The following is a 13,453-nucleotide window of genomic DNA, read 5'->3' on the forward strand; positions in this document are numbered from 1 at the left end:
ATGCACTTAGGGCGCGAAAGGAAGTCGCCTAAGGTCGGCATGTGGCAGTACTGGCCCTTGAGACCAGGGTATAAGGCAACACCAAATTGTCTACTTGCCGCCCTTCCAGCACCTCGATCAACATCGCAACAGCTTCGCGTCCGAAGGCTTCCGCCGGTTGGGCAATCGTCGTCAGCGGCGGGTCGCTGTAAGAAGCAAACGCAATATCATCAAAGCCTGCCACCGAAATATCCTCCGGCACCCGCAGGCCCGCTTCTTTGATACGGCTTATAGCGCCTATGGCCATTTCATCGCTTTCACAAAAATGGCGGAGGGGCGCTCCGCTAAAGCAATAAGCGTTTCAGCCGCCTGATAACCAGAACGTGGCGTGAAATCGCCAGGACAAAGCAGGCACTCATCTAACGGAATGCCCGCTGCGCTCAACGCATCCTGATAGCCTTGTTGGCGGTCACGGGTCAAGGGGCTGCGACGAGGCCCTTTAATCATGCCGATTCGCCGATGCCCCAGGGAGATCAAGTGTTCGGTGGCCTCCCGTGCTGCCGCCGGTTATCGAGTTTGACGGTGGGACAGGGCGCATCGTCCAGCACCTCGCAGGCATTGATCATGGGCAATACCGCCCCAGCAGGAAACGCCTTTTCAGAAAAAGGGTTAAAAGCACGCAGCTGAATCACGCCATCCGCCTGGCGGGTATGACTAAACTGGCGTATTGGGTTTCCATCGCCTCATTACCGAGCGTATTACACAGCAGAACGCCATAGCCGCGTTCTTGGGCTGCTTCCTGAATACCGCTGATTACCCGCGCAAAAAAGGTATTTGCGATAGTGGGTACTAAAACCACCAAGTTATAAGTGCGCTGCGAGCGAAACTGAACCGCCATCAAGTTAGGTTTGTAGCCCGCTTGATCAACAGCCTTCAGCACTTTTTCCCGGGTGGTGGGTGAGACGATATCCGGCGACTTTAACGCGCGTGATACGGTCGCTACCGACACCCCCGCCAACTCGGCGACCTTACGTATATTGGTCATGGCCTCCCTTATCACTAGGTAATCGCCGTAAGCAGATGGTTGCGCGGCATTATTCATCTCAGCTTAACGTATCCCAGCGTTAAACTCAGCGCGTGATTTCCCAACCTTCTCAAATACCGATAGACCTTTGTCGCATTGACGCTTATAGCGTGAAGCCCTAATTTCAAACCAAATGTAACCGGTTACATAGCCATCTATGCAAACGCAGTCAGGACAAGCGCCACCTGAAAATTCATAAGTTTTATTAAAGCAGGAGCCTCTCTATGCCGCGACCCAATCAACCCCGTATCCGCTTAGGCATGATCGGCGGCGGACAAGGGGCGTTTATCGGCCAAGTTCACCGCTTAGCTGCTCGCCTCGACGATACCTGCGAGCTGGTATGTGGCGCCTTTAGCCGCTCGGCGGATAACAACCAACTGACTGGCGAAGCGTGCCACCTCCCCGACGAGCGTATTTACGCTGACTGGCAGCAATTACTGGAAGGCGAGCAGCAACTTCCCGCCGAACAACGCATGCAGTTATTGGTGATCGTAACGCCTAATCATCTTCACGTGCCGATCGCGGAAGCGGCCATGCAGGTAGGTTTTCATGTGTTCTGCGAAAAGCCGGCGGCAGTATCGCTCCAAGAAGCTCAGCGCTTAGCAGCAAGCTGGTATGCCAGCGGCTGCCTGTATGGCTTGGCGCACACCTACTTAGGCTACCCCATGGTATGGCAAGCCGGGAAATGGTGAGCGAGGGCCAAATAGGTAGCATTCGCAAAATTCATGTGGAGTATCCCCAGGGCTGGTTAGGCGAGCGTTTAGAACAGCAGGGTAATAAGCAGGCCGCCTGGCGCACCGACCCTTCGCTCGCAGGTATCAGCGGCTGCATGGCCGACATTGGCACCCACGCTTTTGGCCTCGCTGAGTTTATTTCCGGGCATCGTGTTAGCGAGCTGTGTGCCTCGCTTGCCAGCCACGCCGATGGTCGTCAACTGGACGATGATGGCGATGTACTGCTGCGCACCGATCAAGGCGCCAGCGGAACCCTCATTGCCAGCCAGGTCTGCAGCGGGGAAGAAAACGCACTTAAAATTCGCATTTACGGTGATAAAGGGGCGTTGGAGTGGCATCAAATGGAGCCCAACAGCCTGCTCTACCGCCCGTTTCAAGCCCCGATGCGCACCCTCCGTGCGGGCATTGACCAACCCGACCTTTTCCCCAGCGCGATGCAGCGCTTGCGCCTACCTGGCGGCCACCCTGAGGGGTATCTGGAAGCACTCGGCAACCTTTACCGCGACTTTGCCCACGCCATTCATGAAGGCAAGCAAGGCGACGTTGAGGGCGTTCCCGGCATGGCCTCCGGGCTACGTGGCATGGCGTTTATCGAGGCCGTCACCACCAGCGCCAAAAGCGAACAGAAATGGACACCACTGCCTGCCACTCAACTAACGGGAGCCTAATCATGCCAAACACCCACAAAGGCATCCGCGGGCCCGCCATTTTCCTGGCCCAGTTTATCGGCGACGAAGCGCCTTTCGATAGCCTCGACGGAATCGCTCGCTGGGCGGCCGAACAGGGCTATCAAGCCATTCAGCTACCCACTGCAGACAGTCGTTTTATCGACCTGCACAAGGCCGCTGAAAACCAAAGTTACTGTGATGAGTTAAACGCCCGCTGTGAAAAAGCCGGCGTTGTGATCAGCGAACTCTCTACCCACTTACAGGGCCAACTGGTCGCCGTGCATCCCGCTTGCGACGACTTATTCGATGATTTCGCACCTGCTGAGCTACACGGCAAGCCCCAGGAGCGTACCGAGTGGGCCATTGAGCAGCTAAAGCTGGCTGCCAAAGCTAGCCAACGGCTTGGTTTAACGGCTCACGCGACGTTTTCCGGGGCGCTGCTATGGCCCTTTGTTTACCCCTGGCCCCAACGTCCTGATGGGCTAGTCGAAGAAGGGTTCAACGAGCTGGCCCGGCGGTGGCGGCCAATTCTGGATGCCTTTGATGAGGCAGGTGTTGATCTGTGCTTTGAGATTCACCCTGGCGAGGATCTTCACGACGGTGCGTCTTTCGAGCGGTTCCTGGTGGCAGTGGAAAACCATCCTCGGGCGAAAATTCTTTATGACCCCAGCCACTTACTGCTGCAGCAGTTGGATTATATCGAGTTTATCGACCGCTACCACGAGCGTATCGGCATGCTCCACGTTAAAGACGCTGAATTTAACCCCAATGGCCGCAGCGGCGTTTATGGCGGTTACCAAGGCTGGGTAGAACGCCCTGGGCGCTTCCGTTCATTAGGCGATGGACAGATTGATTTCAGCGGGATTTTAGCCGCCTGACGCAGTACGGATTTGATGGCTGGGCGGTACTTGAGTGGGAGTGCTGCATTAAAGACGCCGCCAGGGCGCTGCAGAGGGCGCTCCCTTTATCGAGGCCCATCTGATTCAGCCCGCCGGTCGCGCTTTTGATGATTTTGCCGGTGTCACTACCAGTGTTTCGCGCAACCGCCGAATTCTTGGCCTTCCTTCACACCGCTAATTGACGGTTTTTTTTAATCACAACCACACAACCACAACAAAGGATCACGTCATGGCTATGATACGCACACGACTCAGTATCATGATGTTTTTGCAGTTCTTTATCTGGGGCGGCTGGTTTGTCACCCTGGGCACCTTCCTGGCCAACAACCTCAACGCCAGCGGTGGCCAGATTGGCATGGCGTTCTCTACCCAATCCTGGGTGCCATTATTGCCCCCTTCATTATTGGCTTGATCGCTGACCGTTATTTCAACGCCGAGCGTATTCTCGGTGTTCTGCACTTAGCGGGCGCTGCGTTAATGTACGGCCTGTATGTCGCCAGCGACTTCAGTACGTTTTACCCGTTAGTGTTGATGTATATGATTATCTATATGCCGACACTGGCGCTGGTTAACTCGGTCTCCTTCCGCCAAATGAGCGACCCAGGCCAGGAGTTCGCTAAAATCCGCGTGTGGGGAACCATCGGTTGGATTATCGCGGGCTTGGGGATCAGCTACTTATTCGCCTGGGACTCCTCCCAAGGCATCGCCGACGGCATGCTGCGTAACACCTTCTTGATGTGCGCCATCGCGTCTTTAGCCCTTGGCCTGTATAGCTTTAGCCTCCCTGCGACGCCGCCTAAAGCAAACGGCCCGGTTGGCTTAAAAGAAGTACTAGGGCTAGATGCACTGGCCCTGCTAAAAGACCGCAACTACGCCATCTTCTTTATCGCTTCTATTCTGATTTGTATTCCGTTAGCGTTTTATTACCAAAACGCCAACCCCTTTCTCGCCGAGATCGGCGTGACCAATCCAACCGGTAAAATGACCCTGGGCCAGGTATCGGAAGTGCTGTTTATGCTGTTGCTACCGGTCTTTATTCATCGCTTTGGTATCAAGAAAACCTTGCTGATCGGTATGCTGGCGTGGGCGCTACGCTATGCGCTGTTTGCGTTCGGTAACGCCGATGAGATGGTGTTTATGCTCTTGATTGGTATTGCCCTGCATGGCGTGTGCTACGACTTCTTCTTCGTGACCGGCCAAATCTACACCGATGCCCGCGCAGGGGAGAAGTTTAAAAGCTCTGCCCAGGGCATGATCACGCTGGCCACTTACGGGGTAGGCATGCTAATAGGCTTCTGGGTAGCCGGTCAGATTACCGATCACTTCTCCACCAACGGCGCGCACGACTGGCAAGGCATCTGGATGTTCCCAGCAGCATTTGCTATCGCGGTGCTGGTGTTGTTCTACCTCACCTTTAAAAACGATAAAAGCGTAACGGCTAAGCCTGAACTGTAAGAGTCTGGAACATGAAACATGCCGGGCGCTTTGGCAGCGCCCGGCTAACTATCTTATAAACTTTTAAAGTACTTAATGGGCACATCGTCTCAGTCATGACGTCTTATTGCTCACAGGCTAAAAAGCCCCGATATTGCGCCTACGACAACTTCAACAATAGTCATGATGCCTTCAGCTATCGACATGACGATTTCTAGCAGTACCTCTAACAATCCCTCACTGTTGACAATCACGGGTGTTGAGACACCAGTGAGAGCAACTCCCATCGCGCCAAGCGCCACCACCTCAAACCCCATGATCACAATATAAAGTAGCGCCCCGATTAACGCACTTGCACAAACTGAGTTTAGCGTCTTGATCTTCAATGACCTTTGTTTTCTAGCCGCCACTCCTTTGCCTCCTGACGATAGAATTAAACTCACCTAAATGAATGGCACAGCCGAAATCTAAAACTGTCCGAGCAAATACAGAGCCAACACAACCAATGCAATCAAGCCCACTACTGCACACCAGGCGCCGTCGGCTCGACTGCTATGCTCATCGAGATATATCACTTTAGAAGCCGAAGGATATTTCCCCAAAGTAACTAGTTTACAGATTGGCCAACCAACCCAGTAACAAATTGTTCTAAAGAATACCTCTGCCAGTATGTAACCTATTCCCCTAAAAAACCCCCTGCCTATCTCTTCAAAAAAGCCGTCCATAAAACTCCCTTTCGGTTAAACGTAAATACATAACCAAATCCGCTTTCTTTTCACTTCTATTTTGCCATAGCCGGGAATTGCAGCTGGCTTAATGGCTAACGCTCACCTTCCAGTTCGTGCCATACGCGCAGAATAATGATGACGCTCGGATGTACTGAATAGCGGATAACGTACTTACCAAAGACCATGTCACGAACAGAATCCGGTGCCATTTCAACCGGCGTTCCCATTTTGGGGAAGTCTGGCAGTAAGTCGATTTTGCCGACCAGCTCAGCTGCTATCCGGCCGGCTGCTGATGGATTATGGATGGCGATGAACTCTCTAAGGCGCTGCAAATCTTCAATGGCTTCATTCGTGTAAACCAGTTTCACCTATCCGACCTCGGCGCATCCTGCTCATTTTCCGTTCCCCAGCTATTGAGCCAACGATGAACCTCGCTGCTATCAACCACCTTCCCCTGTGCGGCAGACTCCATTGCCTCCAGCGTTTGCCTCCAACGCTCTTGCTCAAGCTGTTGCTTCTCGATGTATTCCGACAACGCCTGGTTGATCACCCAGCCTTTGCTCCGGTGGAGCCTGCCTGCGATAGCTTCCAGATGCTGTTCAACATCCGCCTGAAGACGAACTGTAGTGACACCCATATTTATACCCTCAACCCCGATGACTACAATGTATTACAGCATAGTCAATGAGATTGCTGCAAAAATTTAATCTCGTACCCAGCATCACGCACGGCTGGGGAATAGTGCAGTGACCATCGCCGTAGCAGGCCTTGTTGTAGCATCTTTCGAACCCGCTCATACTTAGTGATAGCCGACTCTGGCCTCTGTCTCCAGCTTCTCTGGATATAGTAGGAAGGTAATGGTTACACCGAGTTTTAAGATACCGCTGACAGCCCCCATTAGTATCAAAGGCCAACCAAGCTCAAGTCCGAGCACAATTCCAAAAAATACGTTCGAAACGTCCTTGGCAAAGAAAACCAATGTCATGGGAAGCGAGAGAGCTCCAGTGCATTTCGCTTGCCATATTTTCCTTATTTGCTGAATACCGCCCTGAAGAATGATCAGTGTTGCGAAAACAGCAAGGGACTCTGCTGCCACTTCACCAGATGGCTTACTTCCTCCCGAAAAAATAAAGCTCCGAACGCTGCTAGCAAAGCAACTGAAGCGGTTAAAAATGGCGCCCTTTGCGATAGAGGCGACCGATCCAGGAAGATCTCAAACAGTACGATCCATGTGGCCAGTGAAGCAATCAATCGAGTAAAGAAGATATAATAATCAATATCTTCTAGCATTATCGAATAAAGCAAAAATGAATAGAACGCGATGAAGCTTGAAAAGAAACCATTCACCGAAAGTGACTGGGTCGCGTAGCCGAGCTCAGCTCCTCTTGGGTCGGCAATTTTCCGTTGCCGTATCTTTCTAATCTGAACAACCAAACCTACCAGGCACCCAAGAAAGAGAAGCGAGCTGATAGTTCCTGCCACGTTGTAAAGAGTCATAACACTTCCATGCTTTTCCCAAGTTATAACCGTGATTATACCGCGCATCTAATTATTGAATGATGAGAACAGTTAATTTTACCTAATAATATTGTATGGAAAAGCAACGTACAAAACACTAACCCGTGATGAAAAAAGTTCGAGGCCTGCCAAAAAGCCCAGCCCCCGATACTATCTAGCATCAGAAGACTGGCTTGCTCGCTTAGGGTGCTTAAAAGCGCTCTGCTATAACTCTCTTACCCAAATGTTTCGAAAGCTAACGTCTGCATCGTGATCCTGCAGGTAAATGGGCGCGCAGCCGTGGGCTTCGTCGTAGTTGGGTTCGCCAATCCACTCGGTGGTGCCTTGCACCTTCAGCATGGTGCTGAACCACTACACCGTTATGCAGAACGGTGATGTAGGCAGGCGATTCAAGGGCGCCTTCATCATCAAAACGTGGCGCGGTGTAGAGGATGTTATAGCTCTGCCACTCACCGGGCGGGCGGGATGCGTTGACTAACGGAAGATGCTGTTTGTAGATAGATGCCGCCTGGCCGTTGGGATAGGTCGGGTTGTCATAGGAGTCCAGCACTTGCACTTCATAACGCTCCTGCAGGAAGACGCCGCTATTGCCACGATCTTGGCCCTCCATGCCATCAATATCGGCCGGCGACCGCCACTCCAAGTAGAGCTGCACATCGCAGAAATCCTGGCGTGTGCGTATTCCTCCCGCGCCGCGATTCACCGTCATCACACCGTCTTCCATGTGCCACTCGGCCTGCCCGCCTTCTTCGGCCTCCCACGCGTCTAAGTCGGTGCCATCGAATAACACGATCGCATCGGAAGGAACGCCCGTCTCAGGCACCGAAACCGAAGGGGGTACAGGCTCCCACACTTCGGTTTTAGTGGATTGCTGCTCGGGTGTCAGCGACTTATCCGAGCCGCCCTCCTGAGCCGCACTGTCGAATGCCAACAAACTGCCACAAGCCAATAAGCAGAGTGCCTGGGTGTATTGATAGTTCATCAATGCTCTCCTTTCCATTAAGTGGCCCAAGCAGGCTCGCCGTTATAAGGCGCGCAGCCCTCGTAGCGGCCTGGCACCGCTTCGTAGCGCAAGACTTCCGTCGCGCCAACTTCTGAGGTGAAGAAGCCGAACAGCGTTAACTGCTTCATCATGGTGAAGTAGTGTGGAAGCGTTTCCTCGCTATCCGCGTGCTCCTGGGATGACTGGGTTTCCGCCGTTTGATTTTGCGCAGTCTGGGTCTCTGCGGTCAGTGCCTCAGCAGGGGTTGGCTGCTCTCTACGAGCCTGTTGCTGGGCGTGCGCCATCGCTTCGCGATCCAACTCGGTTATGAGCTCTAACCGCTGCTCGCCACTCAGCGCTATAAAATCGCGTTCGTAGGCCGCTCGGCTACGCGCTTCAAGCTGCGCTAAACCAAAATAGAACACCTCTCTTTCTGAGGGCGTATAGCAGTCGCTGACGAACAGGGCCATAAACTCCCCGACGCCAGCGTCTTTAGCACCTGGGGTATCGGTTCTCGGCAGAATGGTTTCGGCAAGCTCGTCCAGCCGCTCTACATCACGGCTGCTAAAGGGATGGCCTGACTGGCCAGCATCGCTAAAGGCAAATAGGGATTTGCCTCCAATCATCGCTGTACCGGTCGTCAGGGCGATCATTTTGAGTAATTCGCGACGATTCATGACAAGTTCCCCCGCTTCAGCTCTTCCACCGCATAGTCCACCGCCCGAGCGGTAAGCGCCATATAGGTTAGAGAAGGATTTACACAAGAGGATGACGTCATGCAGGCGCCATCCGTAACAAACACATTGGGCGCATCCCACACCTGGTTGTGGCTATTGAGCACTGAAGTTTTCGGGTCACGGCCCATACGCGCGGTGCCCATCTCATGGATCCCCATGCCTGGCGCGTAATCGCCTACGTCACCTGTGACGTTCTTCACGCCCGCGGCCTCAAGTAAGTCGACCGCATCTTGAACCATGTCCCGACGCATATCGCGCTCGTTTTGCTTGAGCTCAACGTTGATCGACAGCACAGGCAGCCCCCATTTATCGCGAACGCTGTGGTCAAGGGAGATGCGGTTATCGTGATCGGGCAGCATTTCGCCGAAGCCTGTCATACCGATCGTCCAACCGCCTGGCTGGCTAAGTGCTTGCTTTAAATCAGCGCCGATATTGAGCTCAGCAATTTCGCGATCCCAGCCCTCGCGGCTCGCCGCGCCTTGATAACCAAACCCGCGCACGTAGCTTCGCTGCTCATCGCCTACGTTGCGAAAGCGCGGAATGTAAAAGCCCGCAGGACGGCGTCCGAAGTAGTATTTGTCGAGATAGCCTTCCACTTCGCCACTGGCACCGCAGCGGAAGTGGTGATCCATCACGTTGTGACCCAGTTCGCCGCTGCTACTGCCCAGCCCCCTTCCCAGACATCGGTGGCGGAGTTCATCAAAATCCAGGTAGTGTTGAACGTAGACGCATTGAGGAAGATGACATCAGCGGTGTACTCATGGACTTCATGGGTCTCAGCGTCAATCACCTCAACGCCCCGCGCCCGCTGACGGTCTTTGTCGTACAGCACCTGGCTGACAATCGAGAATGGCCGTAACGTTAGATTACCTGTGGCCACCGCCGCGGGAAGCGTGGCGGACTGGGTGCTGAAATAGGCACCATAAGGGCAACCCAGCCAGCATTTATTGCGGTATTGGCAGTTGACGCGATTTTGTTCCGGCTTTGGCTGGGTAATATTGGCGACTCGGCTGTGGATAAGATGGCGCTGCCCACCAAAGGCCTCTTTAATACGCTTGGCGGCATCTTTTTCCACGCAGTTAAGCGGTATTGGCGGCAGAAACTCGCCATCGGGAAGAATATCTAGCCCTTCCTGAGTACCTGCAATACCGGCAAAGCGCTCCACATAGTCATACCACGGGGCGATATCTTCATAGCGAATCGGCCAATCAATGGCGATGCCTTCACGCTGGTTGGCCTCGAAGTCCATAGGGCTGAGCCGATAGCTTTGCCGCCCCCAAAGCAGTGAGCGCCCCCCTACATGATAGCCGCGAAACCAGTCAAAGCGCTTCTCTTCCACGTAGGGATTGGCCTGCTCATCCGCCCACATGCCCATGGTGGCTTCATTAAGGGGGTAGTCGCGCCTGAGCACGGGGTGTTTAGCGATCATCTCCTGGGTCGGCTCATTACGGTGGGGATAATCCCACGCCTCTTTATTGGCATTGTGGTAATCCTTCACGTGTTCAATGTTGCGCCCACGCTCAAGCAGTAAAACCTTCAAACCTTTTTCAGTGAGCTCTTTAGCGGCCCAGCCACCGCTAATGCCTGAGCCAACCACGATGGCATCGTAGTGATTATCTGGCATGGTCATCTTCCTTATTGTGTTGTTGTTCGAGTCGAATCACACATCGCAGCGCTGAATAGCTGCCTGCAGTGATTCTATTTTTGCCTGTTGGCTAGTACGGTCAGGGAGAAATTCTTGGGCGATATAGCCCTGAAAGCCGGTATCTCGAATAGCGCGGCAAATCGCGGGGTAGTTGAGCTCTTGGGTGTCGTCTATTTCATGGCGCCCAGGCACACCGGCAGTATGGTAATGGCCGAAAAAGCGATGGTTTTCACTGATAGTGCGAATGACATCGCCCTCACTAATCTGCATGTGATAGATGTCATAGAGCAGCTTGAAGTTGGGCGAATCGAGGCGACGGCAAAGCTCAATGCCCCAAGCCGAGTTGTCACAAAGATAATCGGGGTGGTCGATTTTGCTGTTGAACAGCTCCATCTGTAGCACCACGCCTTTTGCCTCTGCCTGGGCAAGAATCTCCTTCAGCCCCGTTTCGGCATTTTGCAAACCCTGTTCAGGGCTCATACCCCGGGCATTGCCGCTAAAACAAATGAGATTGGTGTAGCCCGCCTGGCTGACCAGATCGATATGCTGAAGGTATCGCTCAATCAGCTCTGAGTGAAAGCGGGTATCGCCCCAGCCATCCTCAAGGCTCAACTCAGCGCCATTACACATGGAAGAGTCGAGCCCATACCGCTGAAGCACAGGCCACTCTTCTGGCCCCACCAGATCAATCGCCGTAATGCCCAACTCAGTTGAAAGCTGGCAAAGCTCTTCCAGAGACAGAAAATCGAATGTCCAACGAGCGACTGAATGATGGATATTGCCTTTTAGTGCCCGCTGAGAAGGCATATCGTCAGCTAGGGCTCGAGAGCCAAGCTGAGATAGCGCCGCCAGACCAATAGCACCGGTAACGCTGTGGCGCAGCAGGCTACGCCGATCAATAAGGTAGCGCTTCATAAAGCATCCTCGCGTTCGTCATCTAAATGAGATGGCCTAGGCGTGCATTACTCTTCTCGAAGCGCTGTCAGTTTTTCCTGTAAGAAGCTGTTGCCCTCGGTAATCACCGCTTCTGCGTCGAGTGGCATATCGTGTTCGATGATGTACCACTCAACACCAGCGGCCTCGATGGCAGGCAAGATTGCATCCCAATCCAGTACACCTTCCCCGAGTGTGGCGAAACCGCCCTCTTCTTCGGCGGTGCCTTCTGGAGCATTATCTTTGGCGTGAACAGCAAACAGTTGCCCATCAAAACGCGAGACATACTCAACCGGGTCAAACCCGCCACGTGCCACCCAGGCGATATCCAATTCCGCCAGCAGATCAGATCCAGCAGCATCAAACAGATGCTCTAACGCGGTTTTACCGTCATACACTTCCATCTCGAAATCATGGTTGTGGTACGCCAACCGGACACCTTCGGCATCGAGCTCAGCGGCAATATCACCTAGCTCTTCACCCAACGCCTGCCATCCTTGTGCATCACTAGGGCGTGCGTCCTCGGCTAGATAAGGCATTGTTAAAGTGTCGTTACCCACCGCCTGATTAAAAGCCACCGTTTCATCTAAGCGATTGCGCAAATCGTCTAGCTGCACATGACTTGAGATCACTTCAAGCGCGTGCTCTTCTAACAAAGCATTGAGTTCTTCGGCTGTCACTTGCTGGGTGCCCACCGTCTCAATGGCAGAGACTCCCGCCCGATTTACGGCGGCTAACTGCTCCTCCAAATTGCCAAAATCACGCAGCGTATACATTTGAACAGCAATGGGTAATTCTGCTGTGCTGCTTTGTTGAGCTTGAACAACGCCAGGCACACTCAGCACTGACAGCGCCACTGCACTAGCAGCCAGCAGAGCCTGTGAACTCAAACGTTTTGGGCGTAGTGGGGTATCCATATCCACCTCATTGTTGTTGGATTGTTATAGGTTGTGAAAGCGCCGACGCAAAAATGTAATCGGTTACATTTATTTAGAACATCTCAGTTAAATGTGCAAGTCAGCAACTTTTTTCACCGCTTTAAAGGGGACAAAAAGGACTTAACACCCACACAAGTCAGTTAACAACCAATTGTTTATCAACAACATATAGACTATTAAAGAAAAACCTAATACTTTGGTATCAAGCAGTAGCGGCGCTTACCTGCAACTCATTTCACTATTATTTTTGCCGTCTCCCAAGCTGATACAATGGCTATCGTTTCCATCCACCAACGGACATCAACGTGCCACTACGCGACCTGCTGCTCGGCCTCTTTGTTATCGCCATTTGGGCGCTGAATATCATTGTTATCAAGGTCGGTGTAGCGGAGCTACCGCCGCTATTGATGACCACCCTACGTTTTATGCTGGTCGCAGTTCTGCTGGTGCCCTTCTACCCGGTGGCGCGAGTGCAATTGCCGTTTTTGCTACTGTTATCCATCACCTTCGGCAGCCTCCACTTCGCTCTTCTGTTTATTGGTTTGGAGCATGCAGAAGCAGGTACCGGCGCGCTTTTAGTACAGATGGGCACGCCCTTTGCCACATTGCTAGCGGTCATCTTTCTAAAAGAGAAGCTAGGCCCCAAACGGATTGTCGGGCTGCTACTCTCTTTTGCTGGGGTAGTCGTACTGGCCGGTGGGCCAACGCTGCCCTCTCCTTTACCACTGGCGATTCTGTTGTGCAGTGCCATGGGCTGGGCGGTGTCGCAGCTGTTGATCAAGCGTGGCCCGCCCATTGCGCCGATGGCGTTGGCAGGCTGGGTGGCGCTGTTCGCGGTGCCTCAGGTAGGGTTGGGGTCATGGCTATTTGAGAGCGGTCAGTGGCAGGCGATGCAGCAAGCAACTTGGTTAGGCTGGGGGGCGATGATTTACACCGCCGTAATGTCGTCGATTGTCGCTTACGGGATTTGGTATGCGCTTTTACGCCGTCACCCGGTTAATCGCGTGGTACCCATGACGCTACTCGTACCGGTATTGGCAGTCGGCCTAGGCGCGCTGTTAATGGGCGACAGCCTAGGCGTGCATAAACTAGTGGGCGGCGGCTTAGTGGTCGCGGGTATAGCCCTGATTGTGATCAGATTTCGCCGCCGCCGATAAAGGTCATATCGAGGGAA

At 53.3% G+C, this 13,453-nt stretch carries 9 protein-coding genes and 6 pseudogenes; 4 read left to right on the plus strand and 11 right to left on the minus strand.

The features are described from left to right. Nucleotides 1-28 precede the first annotated feature (28 nt). A pseudogene (locus tag FDY98_RS24780) lies at nucleotides 29-1,024 on the minus strand (LacI family DNA-binding transcriptional regulator). Between the two features lie 299 nt (nucleotides 1,025-1,323). Here FDY98_RS24780 and FDY98_RS24785 point away from each other — a divergent pair. The 3 pseudogenes from FDY98_RS24785 (at nucleotide 1,324) to FDY98_RS24795 (ending at nucleotide 4,819) form a co-directional block, all read left to right on the plus strand. Beyond that, a pseudogene (locus FDY98_RS24785) lies at nucleotides 1,324-2,465 on the plus strand (Gfo/Idh/MocA family protein). 2 nt (nucleotides 2,466-2,467) lie between these two features. Next, nucleotides 2,468-3,542, plus strand: a pseudogene (locus tag FDY98_RS24790) (sugar phosphate isomerase/epimerase family protein). Between the two features lie 51 nt (nucleotides 3,543-3,593). After that, nucleotides 3,594-4,819: pseudogene (locus FDY98_RS24795) on the plus strand (nucleoside permease). 110 nt (nucleotides 4,820-4,929) lie between these two features. Here the strand turns inward: FDY98_RS24795 and FDY98_RS24800 are convergent. The 10 genes and pseudogenes from FDY98_RS24800 to FDY98_RS24840 form a co-directional block, all read right to left on the minus strand. After that, nucleotides 4,930-5,208, minus strand: a complete 279-nt coding sequence (locus FDY98_RS24800; RefSeq protein ID WP_027958083.1) for a hypothetical protein — start codon at nucleotides 5,206-5,208, stop codon at nucleotides 4,930-4,932. 410 nt (nucleotides 5,209-5,618) lie between these two features. After that, nucleotides 5,619-5,894 carry a type II toxin-antitoxin system RelE/ParE family toxin gene (locus FDY98_RS24805; RefSeq protein ID WP_027958085.1) on the minus strand — a complete coding sequence of 92 codons (276 nt, stop codon included), beginning with the start codon at nucleotides 5,892-5,894 and terminating at the stop codon, nucleotides 5,619-5,621. Further along, nucleotides 5,891-6,163 (minus strand): CopG family ribbon-helix-helix protein, encoded by a 273-nt coding sequence (locus FDY98_RS24810; protein WP_027958086.1) that lies wholly within the window; start codon nucleotides 6,161-6,163, stop codon nucleotides 5,891-5,893. The genes FDY98_RS24805 and FDY98_RS24810 overlap by 4 nt, the downstream gene beginning before the upstream one ends. Nucleotides 6,164-6,325: 162 nt before the next feature. Then, nucleotides 6,326-6,622, minus strand: coding sequence for a PQ-loop domain-containing transporter (locus FDY98_RS29885; RefSeq protein WP_196518298.1), 297 nt, complete (start codon nucleotides 6,620-6,622; stop codon nucleotides 6,326-6,328). Beyond that, complete coding sequence (locus tag FDY98_RS26365) at nucleotides 6,586-7,023, minus strand: hypothetical protein (RefSeq protein ID WP_196518300.1); 438 nt, start codon at nucleotides 7,021-7,023, stop codon at nucleotides 6,586-6,588. Before FDY98_RS26365 ends, FDY98_RS29885 begins: the two co-directional genes overlap by 37 nt. Nucleotides 7,024-7,248: 225 nt before the next feature. Beyond that, a pseudogene (locus tag FDY98_RS24820) lies at nucleotides 7,249-8,026 on the minus strand (3-keto-disaccharide hydrolase). Nucleotides 8,027-8,043: 17 nt separating this feature from the next. After that, the gene (locus FDY98_RS24825; RefSeq protein WP_027958089.1) at nucleotides 8,044-8,703 is read right to left on the minus strand and encodes a gluconate 2-dehydrogenase subunit 3 family protein; all 660 of its coding nucleotides are present in this window, start codon (nucleotides 8,701-8,703) and stop codon (nucleotides 8,044-8,046) included. Beyond that, nucleotides 8,700-10,387 (minus strand): annotated as a pseudogene (locus FDY98_RS24830) (GMC oxidoreductase). Before FDY98_RS24830 ends, FDY98_RS24825 begins: the two are co-directional and overlap by 4 nt. Nucleotides 10,388-10,423: 36 nt before the next feature. Then, nucleotides 10,424-11,323: a hydroxypyruvate isomerase family protein gene (locus FDY98_RS24835; RefSeq protein ID WP_027958091.1), complete on the minus strand. Its 900-nt coding sequence runs from the start codon at nucleotides 11,321-11,323 to the stop codon at nucleotides 10,424-10,426. 47 nt (nucleotides 11,324-11,370) lie between these two features. Then, nucleotides 11,371-12,258 (minus strand): sugar phosphate isomerase/epimerase family protein, encoded by an 888-nt coding sequence (locus FDY98_RS24840; RefSeq protein ID WP_051430479.1) that lies wholly within the window; start codon nucleotides 12,256-12,258, stop codon nucleotides 11,371-11,373. A 326-nt stretch (nucleotides 12,259-12,584) separates the two neighbouring features. Here FDY98_RS24840 and FDY98_RS24845 point away from each other — a divergent pair, with 326 nt between their 5' ends. Next, nucleotides 12,585-13,436: a DMT family transporter gene (locus tag FDY98_RS24845; RefSeq protein WP_022522271.1), complete on the plus strand. Its 852-nt coding sequence runs from the start codon at nucleotides 12,585-12,587 to the stop codon at nucleotides 13,434-13,436. Nucleotides 13,437-13,453 lie beyond the last annotated feature (17 nt).

This window comes from Halomonas sp. PA16-9, from assembly GCF_009728585.1.
GTDB classification, from domain to species: domain Bacteria; phylum Pseudomonadota; class Gammaproteobacteria; order Pseudomonadales; family Halomonadaceae; genus Vreelandella; species Vreelandella titanicae.